Annotated in this window: 20 protein-coding genes and 1 riboswitch; of the genes, 3 read left to right on the top strand and 17 right to left on the bottom strand. The window is 42.1% G+C overall.

The window, feature by feature from the left end; genetic code table 11:
• Positions 1–122: 122 nt before the first annotated feature.
• The 16 genes from D8852_RS01450 to D8852_RS01375 form a co-directional block, all read right to left on the bottom strand.
• Positions 123–2555 (bottom strand): ATP-dependent Clp protease ATP-binding subunit, encoded by a 2433-nt coding sequence (locus D8852_RS01450; protein ID WP_125424929.1) that lies wholly within the window; start codon positions 2553–2555, stop codon positions 123–125.
• A 1-nt stretch (position 2556) separates the two neighbouring features.
• Positions 2557–3015: a CtsR family transcriptional regulator gene (locus D8852_RS01445; RefSeq protein ID WP_001211258.1), complete on the bottom strand. Its 459-nt coding sequence runs from the start codon at positions 3013–3015 to the stop codon at positions 2557–2559.
• A 118-nt stretch (positions 3016–3133) separates the two neighbouring features.
• Positions 3134–3862, bottom strand: a complete 729-nt coding sequence (locus D8852_RS01440) for an ABC transporter ATP-binding protein (RefSeq protein ID WP_125424928.1) — start codon at positions 3860–3862, stop codon at positions 3134–3136.
• Complete coding sequence (locus D8852_RS01435) at positions 3862–4869, bottom strand: ABC transporter substrate-binding protein (RefSeq protein ID WP_125424927.1); 1008 nt, start codon at positions 4867–4869, stop codon at positions 3862–3864. Before D8852_RS01435 ends, D8852_RS01440 begins: the two co-directional genes overlap by 1 nt.
• A gap of 34 nt (positions 4870–4903) precedes the next feature.
• Complete coding sequence (locus D8852_RS01430; protein WP_185755561.1) at positions 4904–5662, bottom strand: ABC transporter permease; 759 nt, start codon at positions 5660–5662, stop codon at positions 4904–4906.
• A complete protein-coding gene (locus D8852_RS01425) occupies positions 5625–5915 on the bottom strand; it encodes a thiamine-binding protein (RefSeq protein WP_125424925.1) in 291 nt (96 codons plus the stop codon). The genes D8852_RS01430 and D8852_RS01425 overlap by 38 nt, the downstream gene beginning before the upstream one ends.
• 70 nt (positions 5916–5985) lie before the next feature.
• Positions 5986–6088, bottom strand: a riboswitch (TPP riboswitch).
• A gap of 103 nt (positions 6089–6191) precedes the next feature.
• The gene (gene polA / locus D8852_RS01420) at positions 6192–8825 is read right to left on the bottom strand and encodes a DNA polymerase I (protein ID WP_125424924.1); all 2634 of its coding nucleotides are present in this window, start codon (positions 8823–8825) and stop codon (positions 6192–6194) included.
• Positions 8826–8909: 84 nt separating this feature from the next.
• A complete protein-coding gene (locus tag D8852_RS01415) occupies positions 8910–10019 on the bottom strand; it encodes an SH3 domain-containing protein (RefSeq protein ID WP_125424923.1) in 1110 nt (369 codons plus the stop codon).
• A 99-nt stretch (positions 10020–10118) separates the two neighbouring features.
• Complete coding sequence (locus D8852_RS01410; RefSeq protein WP_125424922.1) at positions 10119–10385, bottom strand: Veg family protein; 267 nt, start codon at positions 10383–10385, stop codon at positions 10119–10121.
• A gap of 1 nt (position 10386) precedes the next feature.
• Positions 10387–11739: a replicative DNA helicase gene (dnaB, locus tag D8852_RS01405; protein ID WP_061588531.1), complete on the bottom strand. Its 1353-nt coding sequence runs from the start codon at positions 11737–11739 to the stop codon at positions 10387–10389.
• A 43-nt stretch (positions 11740–11782) separates the two neighbouring features.
• Entirely contained in the window at positions 11783–12235 is a 453-nt protein-coding gene (gene rplI, locus D8852_RS01400) for a 50S ribosomal protein L9 (protein ID WP_125424921.1), read from the bottom strand.
• On the bottom strand, positions 12232–14205 hold the full coding sequence (locus D8852_RS01395) for a DHH family phosphoesterase (protein ID WP_125424920.1): 1974 nt from the start codon (positions 14203–14205) through the stop codon (positions 12232–12234). Before D8852_RS01395 ends, rplI begins: the two co-directional genes overlap by 4 nt.
• 157 nt (positions 14206–14362) lie before the next feature.
• Complete coding sequence (locus D8852_RS01390; RefSeq protein ID WP_125424919.1) at positions 14363–15541, bottom strand: acetyl-CoA C-acetyltransferase; 1179 nt, start codon at positions 15539–15541, stop codon at positions 14363–14365.
• A gap of 87 nt (positions 15542–15628) precedes the next feature.
• A complete protein-coding gene (gene hpf / locus D8852_RS01385) occupies positions 15629–16177 on the bottom strand; it encodes a ribosome hibernation-promoting factor, HPF/YfiA family (RefSeq protein WP_125416134.1) in 549 nt (182 codons plus the stop codon).
• Between the two features lie 78 nt (positions 16178–16255).
• Positions 16256–16918 (bottom strand): ComF family protein, encoded by a 663-nt coding sequence (locus D8852_RS01380; protein WP_125424918.1) that lies wholly within the window; start codon positions 16916–16918, stop codon positions 16256–16258.
• Complete coding sequence (locus D8852_RS01375) at positions 16915–18213, bottom strand: DEAD/DEAH box helicase (protein WP_125424917.1); 1299 nt, start codon at positions 18211–18213, stop codon at positions 16915–16917. The genes D8852_RS01380 and D8852_RS01375 overlap by 4 nt, the downstream gene beginning before the upstream one ends.
• A 56-nt stretch (positions 18214–18269) precedes the next feature.
• On the opposite strand from D8852_RS01375, the gene D8852_RS01370 reads away from it, so the two are divergent.
• The 3 genes from D8852_RS01370 to cysK all read left to right on the top strand — a co-directional run bounded on the left by D8852_RS01370 (position 18270) and on the right by cysK (position 20386).
• Positions 18270–18905: a YigZ family protein gene (locus D8852_RS01370; protein ID WP_125424916.1), complete on the top strand. Its 636-nt coding sequence runs from the start codon at positions 18270–18272 to the stop codon at positions 18903–18905.
• A 14-nt stretch (positions 18906–18919) separates the two neighbouring features.
• The gene (locus D8852_RS01365) at positions 18920–19363 is read left to right on the top strand and encodes a PH domain-containing protein (RefSeq protein ID WP_125424915.1); all 444 of its coding nucleotides are present in this window, start codon (positions 18920–18922) and stop codon (positions 19361–19363) included.
• A gap of 96 nt (positions 19364–19459) precedes the next feature.
• The gene (gene cysK / locus D8852_RS01360; protein ID WP_125424914.1) at positions 19460–20386 is read left to right on the top strand and encodes a cysteine synthase A; all 927 of its coding nucleotides are present in this window, start codon (positions 19460–19462) and stop codon (positions 20384–20386) included.
• Between the two features lie 103 nt (positions 20387–20489).
• Here the strand turns inward: cysK and tsf are convergent, their stop codons facing one another.
• Complete coding sequence (tsf, locus tag D8852_RS01355; protein WP_000808059.1) at positions 20490–21530, bottom strand: translation elongation factor Ts; 1041 nt, start codon at positions 21528–21530, stop codon at positions 20490–20492.
• Positions 21531–21600: the final 70 nt, after the last annotated feature.

The raw sequence follows: 21600 nt of genomic DNA, 5'->3' as shown, positions 1-21600 counted from the left end.
TTTGATATTTTTGTTTTCTATGTTTTTATTATATACTATATTTTTGTTTTGTCAATACTTTTTTATCATTTTTTATAAAAAAGTAGCAAAAAAGAATCAGGATTGCTCCTGATTCTCCATTTTTAAGCAATATCAAATTTTAATTGACCAGCTTTGACACCAATCTTAAGGGTCTTCCCTGCTACCAGTTCCCCCTTGAGAAGAAGTTCTGCCAACTTGTCCTCCACTTCTGTTTGCAGGGTTCTGCGAAGTGGGCGAGCTCCCATTTCTGGATCATAACCTTGGCTTGCTAGTAACTTCAACGCTGAAGCTTGCAGTTTCAAGTCGATACCCTTCTCTGCCAGGCTAGCAATCAATGGTTTAACCATAATCTTAACGATTTCCTGCATGTGTTCGCTATCCAAGCTGTGGAAGACCACCTTTTCATCAATACGGTTGATGAACTCCGGTCTATAAGCCTTTTTCAACTCTTCAAAGATTCGTTTTTCCATATTCTCCTGATCAAAACGAATGTCTTTAGCCCCAAATCCGACAGTCTTGTCATCACGAAGGGCTGTCGCACCAAGATTTGACGTCATGATGATAATGGTATTTGAAAAGTCAACCTTGCGCCCCTTGCTATCGGTCAAGACACCGTCATCCAAGACCTGCAAGAGGACATTAAAGATGTCTGGATGGGCCTTCTCTACCTCGTCAAAGAGGAGAACGGAATAGGGTTTATTGCGAACCTTCTCCGTCAACTCCCCACCTTCTTCATAGCCCACATAACCCGGAGGAGCTCCATTGAGACGACTAGCTGCAAATTTCTCCATATATTCACTCATATCAAAGCGGATAAGGGCTGATTCGTCATCAAAGAGAACTTCTGCCAGAGCCTTGGCCAATTCGGTCTTACCGACACCCGTTGGCCCTAGGAACATAAAGGAACCAATCGGACGCTTGTGACTGCGAATACCTGACTGATTGCGGCGAATCGCACGGCTAATACTTGAAACAGCTTGATCTTGACCGATGACACGTTTGTGCAACTCCGCTTCCAGGTTCAGGTATTTCTTAGCATCTGTTTGTGTCAGTTTTTGGACTGGGATACCTGACAAGCGACTCAAGGTAGTCAGGATTTCAGTCTCTGTTACCAAGTCTTTATAGACAGGGACTTCCTGCTCTTTTGCGATTAGCTGGGCCGCTTGTTTCCACTTGCCATCCATCAAGGCCTTGGCAGCTGGACTCAAGTCGGATTCGTCTGCTTTCACATGTTTGGATTTGTTTTGCACCGTTGCTGCCGCTTCATCTAAAAGGTCGATAGCAGAGTCCGGCAAGTGACGACTGGTCAAGTAACGATGGGCCATCTTGACAGCTGTTTCAACGGCTTCATCTGTGATTTGCACACGATGGTGTTTCTCATAAGTCGCCTTCAAACCTTGCAAAATGGTCATACTGTCAGCTAGACTTGGCTCTTCAATCGTCACTTTGGCAAAACGACGAGAAAGGGCAGCATCTTTTTCGATGTGTTTTTGGTATTCTTCCTGAGTGGTGGCCCCAACCATTCTCAAAGTTCCACGAGCCAAGGCTGGCTTCAAGATATTGGCCGCATCCAGAGTCGAGTCAATACCGCTACCAGAACCCATGATGGTGTGAAGTTCATCGATAAAGAGGATTACTTTGCCATCCTCTTCGATATCCTTGATGATGTTGTTCATGCGCTCTTCAAAGTCACCACGGAAACGTGTCCCTGCAACGACATTCATCAAATCAAGCTCTAGAACACGCATCTTGGCCATTTCCGCAGGTACGTCCCCACTAGCAATACGCTGAGCAAGTCCAAGTGCCAGAGCTGTTTTCCCGACACCCGCATCTCCAACCAAGACAGGATTATTCTTTGTCTTCCGGCTCAAGATTTGAATCATACGTGAGATTTCCTTGTCTCGACCGATAACTGGTTCTAACTTGCCAGAACGCGCTTGCTCCGTCAGGTCATGCGTGTAGTCCTCTAGGCCTCCACTTTGAGCTTGAGGCATGCCCATCATATTGGCCATGGAATTTTGCTTGTCAGTTACTGTGCGATGACGTTGACGCAAAGCCTTAAGATCTTCTCTTGTCCATCCTGCACGCTCTTCTAGATTACGACGAAGAGCAGCAATTCTGACCTGATCTTTCTGGTCTTCATAAGAAAAGCCTGCTCTCTCCAAGATGCGAGTTGCCAAGGCATTGCCGTCATGCAAAATCGCATAGAGGACATGCTCTGTCCCTAGCACCTTTGCGTGGACCACTGAGGCTACATACTCTGCTTCTGCAAAGAGAACCTCCAAACGATGGGAAAAGGGTAATTCCGTAAAGGTTTCATCTTGGCTATAGTCCGTTTCAGTCAGTTCCAACGCAACCTCTTCTAAACGGTCCATCTCATATGGGTAATCATTTAAAGTCGCACCTGCCACACTGTAACTGTGATTGGACATGGCAATCAATAAATGCCAAGACTCTAGGTAACGAGCTCCAAAATGGCTTGCAACCATGTAGGCACTTTCGATACATTCATTCAATGCTTTTGAATAGTTCATCTTACTTCTCTTTTCTATCTACCTCTTGTAATAGCTGTCGGAGCATATTGGCACGGACAACTGAGGACTCTTCCCCTAGGACACGATCTGTTGCTACTGAAGTCAGCAAGGTCATCTCTTGCTTGGTCATCAAGTCCTGCTCCACCAAAAGCTGGAGAATATCTTCATAAATCTCCTGACTAACTCGCTCACCAATCGAGTAAAGCAAATCGCGGAGCATCTCATGATGATTGGAAAACTCAATTCGTCCGATACGAATGTAGCCTCCGCCACCACGCTTGCTCTCAACCAAGTATCCTCTGCTTTCCGTAAAACGTGTCTTGATTACATAGTTGATCTGACTTGGCACAACCTGAAAGGTATCTGCCAACTGGCTCCGTTGCAATTCCACGATACCAGATTGGTCTAAAATCGCCTTGATATAGGCTTCGATATGATCTGATGTATTTTTAAATCTCATAGTAAATCAAACTCCTTCTTTGAACCTTGACTATCTTTGACTATTATACCGAAATTTTTGATTTTTTAAAAGGAAAAGGGAGCAAGTAAAGAATAATCTTCACCAACTCCCTATTTTTCTACTTATCTAAGCCCAATTCTGCCAAGATTTGACGTTTGTAGGCAATCTTTTGGACTTCCTTGTCCTCGTCTTCAGACCAATCTAGTTTAATTTCTGAAACAATCTGTCCAGGCCGATTTTTTAGAATGTAGATGCGGTCGCTGAGATTGAGGGCCTCCTCAATACTATGAGTGATGATCAAGGTCGTCAGCTGCAGCTGCTTGTGAATCTCAAGGTACCAAGCGTGGAGTTCCATCTTGGTCATCTCGTCCAAAGCGCTAAAGGCCTCATCCAAGAGAAAGAGCTTGTGCCCGAAAAGGTAGGTGCGGAGTAAGGCCACACGCTGACGCATTCCTCCGCTGAGTTCATGAGGATACTTGTCCCTTACGGCTGTCAACTGGAAGGTCGCAAGAATTTCATCCGCGCGAGCAATAGCTTCGGCCTTATCCACCTTTTGAATCAAGAGGGGCAGGATGATATTGCCAAGCACCGTCTTGTGCTCCAAGAGGAGATCCTTTTGCAACATATAACTCACGCGCCCCTTAGGATTTTCCTCGCCGTCAAGGACAATTCGCCCGGACTGGACTTCTAAAATCCCAGCGATTAGGTTAAAGAGAGTGGTCTTACCAACACCACTTGGACCTAGGATAGAAACTACTTCACCTGACTTCACCTGCAGGTTGATATCTTCTAAAATCTTTTCATCACCATAGGCATAGCTTACATGTTCGAGTCTAATTTCTGTCATTATTTTACAAATTCGTTAGTGAAGCCCTTGTCAGTCAAGTCTTCTTTGAGGATACCATGTTCTTTGTCCCATTTGTAGAAGGCATTCCAGCGGTCAGCGTCAAATTGTCCCCATTTTTCCTTGTCGCTTGCATATTCTTTTGACAAGTATTTTTGCGATTCGATGACAAAATCACGTTTTTCCTTGAGTTCAGGTGCATTCTTGATGAGGATATCTGCAGCTTCTTCTGGATGTTCCATGGCATATTGGTAGCCTTTTTTGATGGCTTGGATAACTTTGCGAGCTTCTTCTTTGTTATCTTTCAGATAGTCATTGTTTGCGATAATAACGGGTGAGTAGTAGTCAAACTCCTTGACATAGTCTTTCAAGTACATGAAATTAGCGTCTACGCCTTGAGATTTGGCAAGGATACCATCCCAACCGTAGTAGATCCAAGCAGTGTCAAAAACGCCATTGGCAATCGGTGTAATCGAGTTTGAATCGTTGTTTGGTACTTTTTCGACCTTCTCAAAATCTCCACCTTGAGATTCTACCAAGGTTTTCAACATGGCAAGCTCAGTCGGGTCATTCCAAGTTCCGTATTTCTTACCAACCAAGTCTTTTGGACTGGTGACATTGTCAGATTTACGAGAAATGATTCCTGATGTATTGTGCTCAACGATAGCTGCAACGGCAGTAATTCCTACCCCTTTTTCCAATTTCTTAGCCATGTAGTCTTGGAAATAGATAGCAAATGGTGCCTTGCCATTGATCACCAAGTCAGACGAGCTTTCTTCTGGTGGCAATTTCAAATCAACATCCACTCCAGCTTCTTTAAAATAACCTTTTTCCTTGGCAACATAAAGCCCTGTGTGGTTGGTATTTGGCGTCCAGTCTAGGATAAAGTCAATCTTCTTGAGTTCTGCTTCTTTGTTGTCCTTAGAAGCAGTCCTTTGACCACAAGCCACCAGCACGACAGCTACAAGAGCTGTCACAAGCGTTAAAAACACTTTCCATGTTTTCTTCATTTTCATTTCCTCTTTTCTTTTTCTCAAACGTCTTCTATGGACGTTTCCATTTAATCACATATTTTTCACTAATATCGACCAGCTTCATTCCTAGAAGGCTGATGAGCGACACCAGAATAATAATCGCAAACATGGTATCATACTGAAACAGTTTCTTGGACTGAATCATGTAAACACCTAGTCCTTCAAAGCCTCCCAACCACTCAGACACTACTGTTGTGATAAAGGCGTAGGAGACACTAACCCTCAGACCTGCATAAAAGTAAGGCAGGCTGACCGGGATTTTAAAATGCCAAAGGATTTGCCAAGGCTTGGCCCGCATCAGACTAAACAAGGTCAGCATATCCTTGTCACAATGCCTAAATCCGTCTAAAATGCTGACGATGATAGGGAAGGTTGTTGTCAGGATTATCAAGACAATCTTGGGCAAAATCCCATAACCTAGCCACAAGACCAGAATAGGGGCTATGGCAATGGTAGGAATGGTCTGAACAACCACCATCATAGGGTAGATCAGGTCATTGAGCCAAGTCAGACTGTCCATAAGCACTGCCATGAGGCAAGCAATCAAGACTCCTAAAACTAGCCCCAGCAAAGCCACTCTCAAGGTCGCCCAGCTATGGTGCCAGAGAAATTCTCTGTCACGAACAAAGGCCTGAAGAATTTCAAAAGGAGTTGGCAGGATAAACTTGGGTAAAAGTTTGAATATTCCCGCTAACTGCCAGATTGACAAGACTCCTAGAAAACCCAATAGACTAATGTGTCGTCTCATCATACTTTTCAAGTTTCTCATCAATACTTAGAATCTCTCCTACATTTATTTTGACATTGGCAAAGACATTATCTGCCTCCTGCCCGGTCACTTCAAGCGCTTCTTTGAGAATGCGCATGAGCTCATCAAACTCCCCTTCCAAGACCGTTTCAAAGGGTGTCACCACCATGGTCACGGACTGAGCTTGTAGATAAGCAATAACCTGATCGATAATAGCAATCCGATCAATTCCCTGTGATAGGGGCAAAACTTGCAAGGCAATGCTTGCTTTCATAAAAACCTCCTCTTCTCAGGCTTCCTTTTGACAAAAAGAAAACCCCTTCCATATACGGAAAAGGTGCAGAATTCGGCTAAGTATCCTTCCCTACGCTGGCATTACCCAGATCAGGTGCGGTCGAAGTTTAACACTTCCTCTCAGACTGTACACAGACTCCCGTATCTTATATGGACATATGATAACGCAAAAAAAAGGATAAGTCAAGGAAACTGCTTACAGAAAATCATGAAAAAGAGTTTGAAGGCAAGTACTTCAAACTCTATCATATCTTTCTTATTTAGCCTCGTACCAAGTTGCTCCTTCATTTTCATCTGCAATGAGAGGAACACTGAGCTGGATGGCTTCTTCCATGGTTTGTTTCACCAGTACTTTGACGGCTGCTAATTCTGCCTTTGGAACTTCAAGAACGATTTCATCGTGCACTTGCAACAGCATCTTGGTCTGATAGCCACCTTCAACTAGAGCTTTGTCTAGCTGGATCATAGCAATCTTGAGAATATCTGCTGCTGAGCCCTGGATAGGAGAGTTGATGGCCGTCCGCTCTGCAAAACCACGAATGTTAAAGTTGCGCGAATTAATATCTGGCAACTCGCGACGTCGCTTGAAGAGGGTCTCTACATATCCCTTATCACGCGCTTCACGTACCACTTCATCCATGTAGTTTTTAATACCTGGGAAGCGTTCAAAGTAAGTGTCAATGTAGGCTTTTGCTTCCTTACGGCTGATGCCTAGATTATTAGACAAGCCAAAGTCTGAAATTCCGTAAACCACTCCGAAGTTAACCGCCTTGGCATTACGACGGTCGTTTGGAGTCACATCCTCAGGGCGTTCAATTCCAAAGACCCGCATGGCTGTCGAGGTATGGATATCTGCTCCCTCTTGGAAGGCTTTAATTAAGTGCTCATCCTTAGAAATATGAGCCAAAACGCGCAATTCAATCTGTGAATAATCCGAGCTAAGAAGAACACTATCCTCCCACTCAGGTACAAAGGCCTTACGAATGAGACGGCCTTGCTCCAAACGAACAGGGATATTTTGTAAGTTTGGATCTACACTAGACAAACGTCCGGTCTGGGTCAAATCTTGCACGTAGCGCGTGTGAATCTTGCCATCATCCAAAATCCAATCCTGCAAACCAATCACATAGGTAGATTGAATCTTCGCAATCTGACGGTAATCGAGGATTTTCTTAACAATCGGCGCAATAGGAGCCAATCGCTCTAGCACATCCACGGCTGTTGAGTAACCTGTCTTAGTTTTCTTGGTGTATGCTAGAGGAAGACCGAGCTTTTCAAAGAGCAGCACGCCCAACTGCTTAGGGGAATTGATATTAAACTCCTCACCAGCTAACTCGTAGATTTCTTGAGTGAGTTGCTCAATGACGACCTCATTTTCAGCCTGCATCTCAAGAAGGGTTTCTTTTTTGACCTTGATCCCAGCGATTTCCATTTTGGCAAGGACAAAAGCCAGAGGTTGCTCCATGTCATAGAGAAGATCTAACTGTCCATGTTCACTGAGTTTTTCAAGCAAAACAGGCTCTGTCTCAACCAATACTGCAACCTTGCGAGCCAAGTACTCCAAGAATTTCTCTCTCTCAGGGATAGCTTTCTTGACCCCCTTACCATAGAAAGTCTCATCATCGACCAAGTATGTTTGACCGTAGAGACTAGCAATTGTTGAGATTTCATTATTCTCAACAGTAGAGAGGAGGTATTTGGCCAAGCGACTATCAAAAGCAGGAGCCTGCAGATTCAAACCAAAACGATTTAAAAGAACCTTAGCTTTCTTAAAGTCATACACTTTCAGAGGTGTTTTTTCTAAAAATTCCTTGAAAATCGGCTCCTGCAAGAGCTCAAGTTTATCTGTAGCGTAAAGTTTATCCCCACAAGACCAAGCAAAACCAACCAAGTCATCTGTATGGTAGTTTTCACCAAAGAGTTCAAAGTGGAAGATAGAGTCTGCGCTCAACATGTCTTGACTGACTTGGTCAACGATGGCGAAATCCAAACTTTCAGGCGCATCCGTTGATGACACATTTAAAGCTTGCTTGAGCTGTTTGAAGCCCATCTCATCGTAGAATTTCCCGAGATTTTCCACATCTGGGCCATTATATACCAAGTCTTCCAGACCAATCTCAATCGGTGCCTGAGTCTCAATGGTCGCCAAGGTTTTAGACAGGAAGGCTTGTTCCTTATCGTTGATGAGATTTTCCTTCATCTTAGATGCCTTCATCCCATCGATATTTTCATAAATTCCCTCAAGCGAACCGTGTTCTAGCAAGAGCTTGATACCCGTCTTTTCACCAATCTTAGTAACACCAGGGATATTATCAGACTTATCCCCCATAAGAGCCTTAAGATCAATGAACTGAGCTGGTGTGAGGCCCATCTTTTCCATAAGATAGTCTGGCGTAAAGGCCTCAAACTCAGCCACACCTTTCTTGGAAATCTCGACCACCGTATGCTCATCCGTCAACTGAATCAAGTCCTTGTCTCCGCTAACGATTGTCACATCAAAAGAATCCTTCTCAGCCAAGCGACCTAAAGTCCCGATGATATCATCGGCTTCATACTGGGCCAACTCATAATGGCGAATCCCAAGGTGGTCTAACAACTCACGAATGAAGGGAAATTGCTCACGAAACTCATCTGGAGTTTTAGCACGGCCACCCTTGTAGTCTGCATACATCTCTGTTCGGAAAGTCGTCTTGCCTGCATCAAAAGCTACCAAAACATGACTGGGCTCAACCCGCTCTAAGACATGATTCAACATGAGTTGAAAGCCATAGATTGCATTGGTATGAAGACCATTAGCATTTTTAAAACGATCCAACTGCTGATAGAGCGCAAAAAAAGCTCGAAAGGCAACAGAAGATCCATCAATTAATAATAATTTTTTCTTGTCCATACACCCATTATAAAGGAAAGAGGGGAAAAATACCATCGGAAAGAATAGGCAAATGGTAGTGAAGTCCTCTTTTTTATATTCTTTCTAGATTCTAGCTCCATTACTATCCACGCGATAGCCATCCACAGTAGTATTCACTGCTAAAGCCCCTGAAGCATTGACGTAGTAAGATTTTCCGCCTACCTGGAACCACTGACTAGACTTCATAGCCCCTGAACTTTCCAAATAATACCATGTTCCATTTTCCTTGAGCCAACCCGTCTGCATCTCCCCTGATGCCTTTAGATAGTACCAATGCGAGCCATCCTTCACCCAACCTGTTGACATGGTTCCATTTTCTTTGAAGTGATACCAACTGCCATTTATTTTCTTCCAACCAGTTGCGAGTTTCCCGTTCTCACGGTAATTCCAAATACCGTTTTGCTTCTTCCAACCATTCTCCACCGATTCTGTTTCCGTATACTGGACGTATCTCCTCGTTCCACTATAGGACAGGTAGCTGAGCCACTTATAACCGTCCTTTTCTACGATTTGATCGTAGCTAACATTTTCACCAGGATAGTAGTAGTCGATAACTTGCGCTGTACTTGACGGCTGGTTTCGAATGGCAGACTTTTGAGTAAACGTGTGAGTCCCACTAGACGCCAACCCTGACCTGATAGGATTTCCAGTTCTACCACCATTCCCTACCAAGTCCTTAAAATGGATAAAGCCTGTCATAGAGCTAGCTTTTACGCTGCGACGATTGTATTTCTCCCTAACTCCATAGTTATACTCTTCAATCTCAATCGTATCCCCTGATACATTTGATACCCAGGCCACATGCCCATAATAACCTTCTGTCGACCAAGCAATTGAACCAATTTCAGGTTTGCTATCCACACGGTAGCCTTCTCGCCTTGCACGATGTCCCCATTCATTTGCATTTCCATAAGCAGGCGGGATCTCAAAGCCATTCACACTACTCAAACGAAAGGCCGCAAAAGACGTACACTGGCGAGAATACATCCGCCACTGATCGATTTCAACACTACCATTTTTGTAGTGAAGCGGGTAGTCATCACCACGCGCTACACTGTCAGCCTGAACCGATTCTCCACCAAATAAAAAGGTACTTGTAACGAACAAAGTAGCCAGTCCTAAACCTAACTGAGTATATCTACTCTTCTTAACTCCTGATTTTAAAAACGTCATTCATTCTCCTTAATAATATAAATTTCCGAGGTTACCCTCGTTTATACTATTCGGGAGAAAAAGAAAAAAGTGAGCAAAGCTCACTTCATTTTAGGATTCTTAGTCTAGATAGCGAATCAAGTTCTTTTCTGTCAAAATATCTGAGTAGGTGAAGGATTCAACGTAAACATTGGCTTGTTTGTCTCCTTCAATATCCCCAAATTCAACGATAAATAGAGATGGATAAACCTCAATTAGCTTACCCAATCTATTTTTTTGGCGCTTACGGCCATTCTCCAAAGTCATTTCAACGACTTGTCCCTCATGCGCCTTGATCTCTTCTTTGATTTTTTTCATCTTGGCTACATCTGTAAATGCATCTGACATCTTATGCCTCCCTCTTTGAGATACTTGAAAATTTATTGTATTCTTTTTGGAAAATCAATTCCACCGTTCCACGAGCTCCACTACGGTTTTTCTCGATGATAACCTCTACCTTGTTATTTGGAATTCCTTCCTCTTCTTCACCCGCACGATCGTAGTAGTCGTCACGGTATAGAAAGGCTACGATATCTGCATCCTGCTCGATAGAACCCGATTCACGAATATCAGACAAGACTGGTCTCTTATCCTGACGCTGTTCCACTCCACGAGATAACTGACTAAGAGCAATGACTGGAACTTTCAATTCCTTAGCTAGAATTTTCAACTGACGAGAAATTTCAGAAACTTCTTGTTGGCGGTTCTCACGACCAGTCCCTGTAATAAGCTGTAGGTAGTCGATCAAAATCAAGCCTAGATTGCCTGTTTCTTGAGCCAGTTTGCGTGAGCGCGAACGAATTTCCGTAATCCGAATCCCTGGTGTATCATCGATATAGATACTCGCGTTGGCCAGATTCCCTTGGGCAATGGTATACTTTTGCCATTCCTCATCAGTCAATTGACCCGTACGGATAGAATGGGACTCCACCAAGCCTTCGGCCGCCAACATACGATCTACTAGACTTTCCGCACCCATTTCCAGTGAAAAGATAGCTACCGTCTTGTCCAATTTGGTACCGATGTTCTGAGCAATATTCAAGGCAAAGGCTGTCTTACCAACCGCTGGACGCGCCGCTAGGATAATCAACTCTTCCTCGTGGAGACCTGTCGTCATATGGTCCAAATCACGATAGCCTGTAGCAATACCTGTGATATCAGTTGTTTGTTGTGACCGAACTTCTAGGTTCCCAAAGTTGATATTTAGAATATCTCGGATATTCTTGAAACCACTACGATTGGCATTTTCACTGACATCAATGAGTCCCTTTTCAGCTTGAGCGATTATTTCATCTGCAGGCTTAGAGGCCTCATAGGCTTGGTTGACAGACTCTGTCAACTTGGAAATCAAGCGACGTAGCATAGCCTTTTCTGCAACAATTTTAGCATAATACTCTGCATTGGCAGAAGTTGGTACAGAGTTGACAATTTCAACAAGATAGGATAAGCCACCAATATTTTGGAGATCCCCTTGGTTATCCAAAATCGTCCGAACCGTCGTCGCATCAATCGCTTCTCCACGATCCGACAAATCTACCATCGCTTGGAAAATCAACCGATGAGCATACTTAAAGAAGTCACGAGAATCAATGTATTCTCGGACAAAAACGAGCTTGCTCTCATCTATAAAAATAGCCCCCAGAACAGATTGTTCGGCCAAAATATCCTGAGGTTGAACTCGTAGTTCCTCTACTTCTGCCATCCGACTTTCCTTCCTTTTACAATCTTGTCAAGATGTTGTAAACTTAACCTTCTTTTACACGAAGATTGATGACACTTGTAACATCTTGGTAGATTTTTACTGGTACATCAATCAAACCTACTGCTCGAATTGGTGCTTTTACTTGAATGTGACGTTTGTCAATATTGATTCCGAATTGCTTTTGCAATTCTTCTGCAATTTTCTTGTTGGTGATGGAGCCAAATGTACGGCCATCTGGTCCAACTTTTTCAACAAACTCTACGACAGTCTCTTCTGATTCAAGCTTGGCTTTGATGGCTTTTGCTTCAGCAATCATTTCAGCATGAGCCTTTTCTTCTGATTTTTGTTTTCCACGCAGCTCTCCCACTGCTTGAGCAGTCGCTTCCTTGGCCAAATTCTTTTTAATCAGGAAGTTTTGGGCGTAGCCAGTTGGCACTTCCTTGATTTCGCCTTTTTTCCCTTTTCCTTTGACATCTGCTAAAAAGATTACTTTCATTCTTCTTTCTCCTTTTCCTTTAGTTCATCCAAGATAAGTTGAGTCAATTTTTCTCCAACTTCTGATAGACTCATATCCTTAATCTGCGCAGCAGCTAGGTTAAAGTGACCACCACCGCCCAGTTCTTCCATAATCCGTTGCACATTGATTTTACTACGACTTCGAGCTGATATAGCGATAAAGCCTTGTGTATTTTTTGCCAGAACGAAACTAGCCTCAATGCCAGACATGGCCAACATAGCATCGGCAGCCTTACTGATAACAACTGTGTCATAAGTTGTTGAGTCCTTAGCTTGGGCGATCAAGATATCTGAACCCAACTTATGACCTTGTAAAATGAGTTCATTTACCTCACGATACTCTTCAAAATCTGTCGCAGCAATCTCCTGAATAGCAATACTATCGCTTCCACGTGTTCTGAGGTAGCTGGCCACATCAAAAGTTCGACTCGTCACGCGAGATGTGAAATTCTTGGTATCCAGCATCATACCAGCCATCAGTACACTAGCCTGCATACGACTCAAACGATTTTTCTTAGAATTTTGGAACTGAATCAATTCTGTGACCAACTCACTCGCACTACTTGCTCCACTTTCGATATAGGTGATGACAGCATTCTCTGGGAAATCCTGATCACGTCGATGATGGTCAATGACAATGGTTTGCGTGAATAAATCATAAAAACCTTTGGACAAGGTCAAAGCTGTCTTCGAATGATCCACTAGAATCAACAAAGAGCGCTTGGTAACCAGCCTCATCGCATCAGACAGAGGCAAGAGCTTGGTGACACCCTCTTTTTCCAATAAATTGACAGCCCGCTCGATATCTGGCGACATTTGTTCTGCATCATAAACAGCATAGCTATTTTCAGTGATATTGTTAGCAAACAACTGCATGCCAACCGCAGAGCCCAAAGCGTCCATATCTAGATTTTTATGACCGACTACAAAGACTTGGTCTACACTTCTAATTTTATCTGAAATGGCCGTCATCATTGCTCTGGTACGTGTTCTTGTTCTCTTAACAGAGGCTGCGGAACCACCACCAAAGTAGACTGGGTTCTTGGTTTCATCATTTTCCTTGACAACTACTTGGTCCCCACCACGAACCTCAGCTAGGTTTAAGTTCCTTAGAGCAACTTTCCCTATCTCATCATGATTTCCATCACCATAAGAAAAGCCCATGCTCAAGGTCAATGGCAACTGTCTCTGTTTTGACTCCTCACGAAAGGCATCAATCACAGAGAATTTATCATTCATCAAGCCTTCAAGAACCGTGTAATCAGTAAATAAATAAAAGCGATCCATACCCACACGCCGAGAAAACATAGCATACTTACTAGCAAATTCTGAAACAAAATTTGCCACAAAACTATTGATATGACTGATATCCGATTCGGAGGTTGCATCTTCTAAATCATCGTAGTTGTCTACCGAGATGACCCCAATCACTGGTCGACTGGTTACCAATTCGACAGTTGCTTCATATTCCCCTGAAACGTCAAAGAAATACAGGACACCTGAAGCCTTGTCCATATGAACGGCATAGCGTGTTTCCCCTAGGGTAGCATAAGAACTAGGGTTCCCCACAGAAGCCTTGATAATGGTTTGAATCAAGTCAACATCAATTTCGCCTTCTTCAGTCGTCAAAATCAACTCAGCATAAGGATTAAACCATTCGACTTCGCCACTAGATAAATCTAATTTCAGAACACCAACTGGCATTTGATCAAGCAGCGTGTTCAAGCTATCTTCCGCTTGATGGTTTACGTATTGGATTTGTTCAATTTCGCTCTTTTCATACTGTTTTTTTTGCCAGATGAATAAAAGCAGATAAAGAAGTACAAATAAAAACAAGGCACTGATTGTTACAACATTATTTTGTGAAAAAATAATCAGCATTGTTAAGGTTCCGAAAGTTGCAATCCCTAGTAGAACCGCAGAAATCGGAGTTAAATTATTTTTTTTCATTCTAAACCTCTTGCGCATTATTATATCACAAAAGCCCTTAAAAAGCGACCTTTAAAAAGTGGTAAGCCTTTCTTTCATGATTGATTTCTTTTAATCTCAGACACAAAAGTAGGAGGGATCCCTCACCCTCCTACCCACGTGTTCAGATTACTATCATCTAACGTTCCACGATAAGAGCTGTTCCCATTCCTCCTCCGATACAGAGAGTTGCTAGACCAGTTTTAGCATCACGTTTCATCATCTCATGTACCAGAGTCACTAGGATACGGCAGCCTGAAGCTCCAATTGGGTGACCAAGAGCAATAGCACCACCATTGACATTGACAATATCTGTGTTAAATCCAAGTGTTTTCCCAACCGCACAAGCCTGAGCAGCAAAGGCTTCATTTGACTCGATCAAGTCAAGCTCATCAACTGTCAAATTACCTTTTTCAAGAGCCTTGCGAGTCGCATCAATCGGTCCACATCCCATAACCTTAGGATCCAAACCTGCACTTGCATACGAACGAATGCGGACAATCACTGGGAGTCCTAATTCTTCAGCTTTTTCAGCACTCATGACCAAGACAGCCGCTGCTCCGTCATTGATACCTGAAGCATTTCCCGCCGTAACAGAACCGTCTTTTTTGAAAACAGGACGTAGCTTAGATAAACTCCCCAAACTGGCATCTTTTCTAGGAAATTCATCTGTATCAAAGACTATAGGATCACCTTTACGTTGAGGAATAACCACTGGAACAATCTCTTTCTTAAAGCGTCCAGATTCTATAGCCGCCACTGCTCGTTTTTGTGATTCCAAAGCAAGAGCATCTTGTTCATCCCGGCTAATACCATATTCTTCAGCCACATTCTCAGCTGTAATCCCCATATGGTATTCGTTAAAGGCGTCAGATAAACCATCCTTGATCATGGTATCTATCACTTTCGAATCTCCCATACGGCCACCCCAACGGAAACTTGGCAAAGCGTATGGCGCCTGACTCATGTTTTCTGCACCACCAGCTACGATAATATCTGCATCGCCACATCGAATCGCTTGAGCAGCCAACTGCACTGCCTTCAAACCAGAACCACAAACCTTATTGATGGTAAAGGCTGGTGTAAATTCGGGGAGTCCTGCGTGAATGCTCATTTGACGAGCTACGTTTTGACCTAAACCTGCGCCTAGGACATTCCCCATAATCACTTCATCTACTTGCTCTGGTTTCACACTCGCCTTCTCCAAAGCACTCTTAATAACCAAAGCTCCCAAATCAACAGCAGAAACATTCTTCAAGCTTCCTCCAAAGGAACCAATAGGAGTTCGCACTGCTGAAACAATCACTACGTCTTTCATAACTACCTCCATTTATACCTTGTATAATGATGCAATACAAAAGTGGTTTACAATTGTGTAAACCACTTTTACATAGTTGTCAAGATTTTATGATTCCTTAACTTCTAACAAACCAACTTCACCATCTTCACGGCGATACAAAACATTTGTTGTTTGATCTTCGACATCAACATAGATAAAGAAATCATGCCCCAACAAATCCATTTGAAGAAGTGCTTCTTCCAAATCCATTGGTTTCAAATCAATTTGTTTTGAACGAACCACTTTTGGTGGCACAACATTTGCATCTTCAACTAAATCATCTGTAAAGAGTTGGCTAGTTGCAACCTTATTTTTATTCTTGCGTTCGATTTTTGTTTTATTTTTACGAATCTGACGTTCGATTTTATCTGTTACGAGGTCGATAGAGCCATACATATCTTGAGAAACATCTTCTGCACGAAGAGTAATTGACCCAAGTGGAATTGTTACTTCAACCTTTGCTGTTTTTTCACGGTAAACTTTCAAGTTGACACGTGCATCCAACTCTTGTTCAGGTTGAAAATATTTTTCGATCTTTTCGAGTTTAGAAACTACATAATTGCGAATTGCTTCTGTTACTTCTAGGTTTTCACCACGGATACTATATTTAATCATATAAGTACCTTCTTTCTAAACATTTTTATTTTTCTAACTATATTATAACGCTTTCATTTTCATTTTGCAAATTTTTCCTCATCTTACAAGGGAAAAAGTTTTGACTTCCAAAACACCTGCTTCTTCAAACAGTCGCTTCACACGATTGATAGTCGCCCCTGTCGTATAGATGTCATCAATAACCAAAATCTTCTTAGGAAGAGGGGCTTCCGTTTTAATATAAAAGGGAATTTCAGTAGCTAATCGTTCTAAGCGATTCTTAGAAGAACTAGCCTTCTCTTCTCTTTTCCCTAGTAAATCTTGAAAGGAAAATCCTGCTGCCTCAACCAAACCTTCAACCTGATTAAATCCCCTCTCAAGCAATCTTTCAGGACTTAGAGGAATTAGCACAAATTCATAGTCTCCATACTTTTTCAACTCATCTGCAAGTACAGGAGTAAAAACCTTTCTAAGCAGAAAATCCCCATCAAACTTATATCGACTAAAAAAGTCTTTCATAGCTTGATTATAGGTGAAGATTGCTTTATGATCAACTTGAATCCCATCTTCACACCAAAGTTTACAATCTTGACACGTTGTTGACAACCCTCTTTTCATGCAGTTTGGACAATGGTCTTCACCAATCTTCTCAAAAGTAGAATCACAAGCTGAGCAAAGATAGTTGTGCTCATTCTTAAACAGTAAGAGGTGACTAAATGTCAAGTCACTCTTTGTTGACTGGCCACATAATAAACAATTCATAATCCCGCCTCCTTATTCATCTGCTTGATTTCCTTGATTGCCTTATTGATGGAAGTATTTAATCCATCATGAAAGAAGAGCAACTCACCAGTTGGTCTGTCCATACTACGCCCAACTCGCCCACCAATCTGAATCAAGCTAGACTTGGTAAAGAGACGATGATTAGCTTCTACTACGAAAACATCCACACAAGGGAAGGTAACTCCACGTTCCAAGATTGTCGTACTGATCAGTATTGTTAGCTTTCCATCTCGAAAAGCTTGCACCTGCTCTAATCGGTCTTCTGTCACAGAAGACACAAAGCCGATATTTTCTTTTGGAAACTGTTCCTGCAAGATTTCTTTTAGTTTCTCGCCTTTTTTAATTTCTGATGCAAAGATTAACAAGGGATAACCTGTTCTTCTCTGCCTCTCAATAGAGGTCTTTAATTTGGGTGACAACTGACTCTTATCTAAGTAACGATTAAAATCCGATAACCAAACTGGCTTTGGAATAATCAATGGATTTCCATGAAACCGTCTCGGCAAGCTTAATCGTTTTAATTCTCCTGTGCGAACCTTCTTATCTAACTCATCTGTAGAAGTTGCTGTAAGGAATATCCTTAACCCATCTTTCTTTACACATTGGTTTACAGCGTAGTAAAGTATAGGGTTGTCAACATAAGGAAAGGCATCTACTTCATCTACTATCAACAAATCAAAGGCATGATAGAATTTTAATAACTGATGCGTCGTTGCAACAACTAGTGGTGTTCGAAAATAGGGTTCTGACTCACCATGAAGTAGTGCTATCTCACAAGCAAAGTCATTCTGCAGTCGCTTATATAACTCCAAGCAAACATCTATTCGAGGGCTGGCTAAACAAACTGCACCACCTTCATCAATCACTTTAGCCACAACTTGATAAATCATCTCTGTCTTTCCCGCTCCTGTTACAGCGTGAACCAAGGTTGGCTCTTGCTTGTCTACCGCTTGAAGAAGTCCCTCTGACACTTTTTCCTGAAAAGGTGTTAACTGACCACGCCATTTGAGAACATCTTGCTTAGGAAAATCTTCCTGCGGAAAATAGTATAAAGCTTGATCACTCCTGACTCGCTTCATCAGCAAGCACTCCCTGCAGTAGTAAGCACCAACAGGCAAATACCATTCTTCTAGAATGCTACTATTACAACGTTGACAGAAAAGTTTTCCCTTCTCTTTTCTCATTGCTGGCAGTTTCACGGCCATCTGACGTTCTTCTTTAGTTAATTCTTTCTCAGTAAACAAGCGACCGAGATAATTTGGATTTACTTTCATACTTCTTTATTCGTAAAAATCTAGCGCTTTAGGTGTTTTTTTAGTACAATTAAATCATGGAATTTAGAACAATTAAAGAGGACGGGCAAGTCCAAGAAGAAATCAAAAAATCCCGCTTTATCTGTCATACAAAGCGTGTCTATAGTGAAGAAGAGGCGCGTGATTTCATCACTGCCGTCAAAAAAGAACACTACAAAGCTACCCATAACTGCTCAGCTTTTATTGTAGGGGAACGAAGTGAGATTAAGCGTACGAGTGATGACGGTGAGCCTAGTGGTACTGCTGGAGTCCCTATGCTCGGTGTCTTAGAAAATCATAATCTTACCAATGTCTGTGTAGTAGTTACCCGCTACTTTGGAGGAATTAAGCTAGGTGCTGGCGGTTTGATTCGTGCTTATGCAGGTAGTGTGGCCTTAGCTGTCAAAGAAATTGGCATTATTGAAATCAAAGAGCAGGCTGGTATAGCCATTCAAATGTCTTATGCTCAGTATCAAGAATATGGCAATTTTCTTAGAGACCATCATCTCATGGAGCTGGATACAATCTTTACAGATCAAGTCGATACGATGATTTATGTTGACAAGGAAGAGAAAGAAAATATCAAAGCTGCTCTTGTTGAGTTTTTTAATGGAAAGGTTACTTTAACAGATCAAGGTTTACGTGAAGTTGAGGTTCCTGTAAACTTAGTATAAACAAAGGAGAAATTATGGCTTTTGGGAAATTTATTCAAGGACTTGCTGGAAACTTTAGCGAGCAAAACAAAGAGACTCTTATCAAAGAATATGGCCAATACCTACTAGAGAATGAAGAAATTCAAAGTGGATATAAACTTATTCGTGATTCAATCATCTTTACAAATATCCGTATCATTTTTACAGATAAGCAAGGTGCTACTGGTCGTAAGATGTCTGTTAAGTCACTCTTTTTGATGAACATTGTAAACATTGAAATGGAAACAGCTGGAGCAGGTATAGATGATAGTGAGATTACAATCACTTATTTAGAAAATGTCTTTCTAAAAGCACATAATGAACACCTTAGTTTCCATAAATTTGAATTTCCTAAAAAAACAGACATCCTCCCTCTTTACACCTATTTATTAGAATTGGCTTATCACAATCGATTAAAAATTAATGGCTCAGACCTTTGATATAAAAAAATCCTATCACTTCGATAGGATTTCTATATTTTACAAATAGCCTTGAGCGCGTTATACTAGTATCATCTTATACAAAGAGGTATATCTATGACTATTTATAACAATATCACTGAACTAATCGGACAAACTCCAATTGTTAAACTAAACAATGTCGTCCCAGAGGGTGCTGCTGATGTTTATGTAAAACTTGAAGCTTTTAACCCTGGATCATCAGTAAAAGACCGTATTGCCCTTAGCATGATTGAAAAAGCGGAACAAGATGGTATTCTAAAACCGGGTGCTACCATTGTTGAAGCAACGAGTGGAAATACTGGTATCGGGCTTTCTTGGGTAGGTGCTGCTAAAAGATATAAAGTTGTTATCGTCATGCCTGAAACGATGAGCGTGGAACGACGTAAGATTATCCAAGCCTATGGTTCTGAACTCGTCCTTACTCCTGGTAGTGAAGGAATGAAAGGGGCTATTGCCAAAGCTCAGGAAATCGCCGCTGAACGTGACGGCTTCCTTCCACTCCAATTTAATAATCCAGCTAACCCAGAAGTACACGAAAGAACAACAGGAGCTGAAATACTGGCTGCTTTCGGTTCTGATGGTTTAGATGCTTTTGTGGGTGGTGTTGGTACTGGTGGAACGATCTCAGGTGTTTCTCACGCTCTTAAAGCAGCAAATCCAAACATTCAAGTTTATGCAGTGGAGGCAGACGAGTCAGCTATCTTGTCTGGTGAAAAACCAGGACCTCACAAAATTCAAGGCATCTCAGCTGGATTTATTCCTGAAACACTTGATACAAAGGCCTATGATGGTATCGTCCGCGTAACGTCAGATGATGCTCTAGCACTCGGACGTGAAATTGGTGGAAAAGAAGGCTTCCTTGTTGGGATTTCTTCAGCTGCAGCAATTTACGGGGCAATTGAGGTTGCCAAGAAATTAGGTACAGGTAAGAAAGTCCTTGCTTTAGCACCAGATAACGGCGAACGTTATTTGTCTACAGCACTCTATGAATTTGAAGTGTAGCCTCCTAAATGCACTTAGCCCTTATTAAAGGGCTTTTTGTTTACTCATACAGAATCTACTCTCTAGACAAAAAGAAAAAGGAAGCAATTTGCTTCCTTTTCTATTAGTTATTCAAGGCTGCTGCCATTGTAGCTGCAACTTCTGCTTCAAAGTCGTTTGCAGCTTTCTCAATACCTTCACCAACTTCAAAGCGAGCGAACTCAACTACTGAAGCATTTACTGATTCAAGGTAAGCTTCAACTGTCTTGCTGTCATCCATGATGTATACTTGTGCAAGAAGTGTGTATGCTTGGTCAACTTTAGTGTTGTCAAGCATGAAGCGGTCCATTTTACCTGGGATGATTTTGTCCCAGATTTTTTCTGGTTTGCCTTCTGCAGCCAACTCAGCTTTGATATCAGCTTCAGCTTGAGCAATCACTTCATCAGTCAATTGTGCTTTTGATCCATACTTCAAGTGTGGAAGAGCTGGTTTACCAACCATTGCACGGCTTTCGTTATCTTGGTCGATTACGTGGTTCAATTGTGCCAACTCATCTTTAACGAATTGCTCATCCAATTCTTTGTAAGAAAGAACTGTTGGTTTCATCGCAGCAATGTGCATTGAGATTTGTTTAGCAAGAGCTTCGTCTCCACCTTCAATAACAGAGATAACACCGATACGGCCACCATTGTGTTGGTATGCTCCGAAGTGTTGTGCATCTGTTTTTTCAAGCAAAGCAAAACGACGGAATGAGATTTTTTCACCGATTGTAGCTGTTGCAGATACATATGCAGCTTCAAGAGTTTCACCTGAAGGCATTGTCAAAGCAAGAGCTTCTTCGTTGTTCGCTGGTTTTCCTTCAGCAATTACTTTAGCTGTTGCGTTTACCAAGTCAACGAATTGAGCGTTTTTCGCAACGAAGTCAGTTTCAGCATTTACTTCAACTACTGCTGCAACGTTACCATTAACAAATACACCAGTCAAACCTTCTGCAGCAACACGGTCAGCTTTCTTAGCTGCCTTCGCCATACCTTTTTCGCGAAGCAATTCGATCGCTTTTTCGATATCACCGTCTGTTTCTACAAGCGCTTTTTTAGCGTCCATAACACCGGCACCAGATTTTTCACGCAACTCTTTTACAAGTTTAGCTGTAATTTCTGCCATTTTGATTCTCCTATATTTTTTAAAAATAGGAGAGCTGGGCTAGGCCCCGCCCTCCTAGGTAATTACTATT

It is taken from the genome of Streptococcus mitis, from assembly GCF_003942695.1.
Classification (GTDB): domain Bacteria; phylum Bacillota; class Bacilli; order Lactobacillales; family Streptococcaceae; genus Streptococcus; species Streptococcus mitis_BD.
Note: the sequence above shows the minus strand (reverse complement) of the source record. Positions and strands in the feature narration are given on the sequence as shown.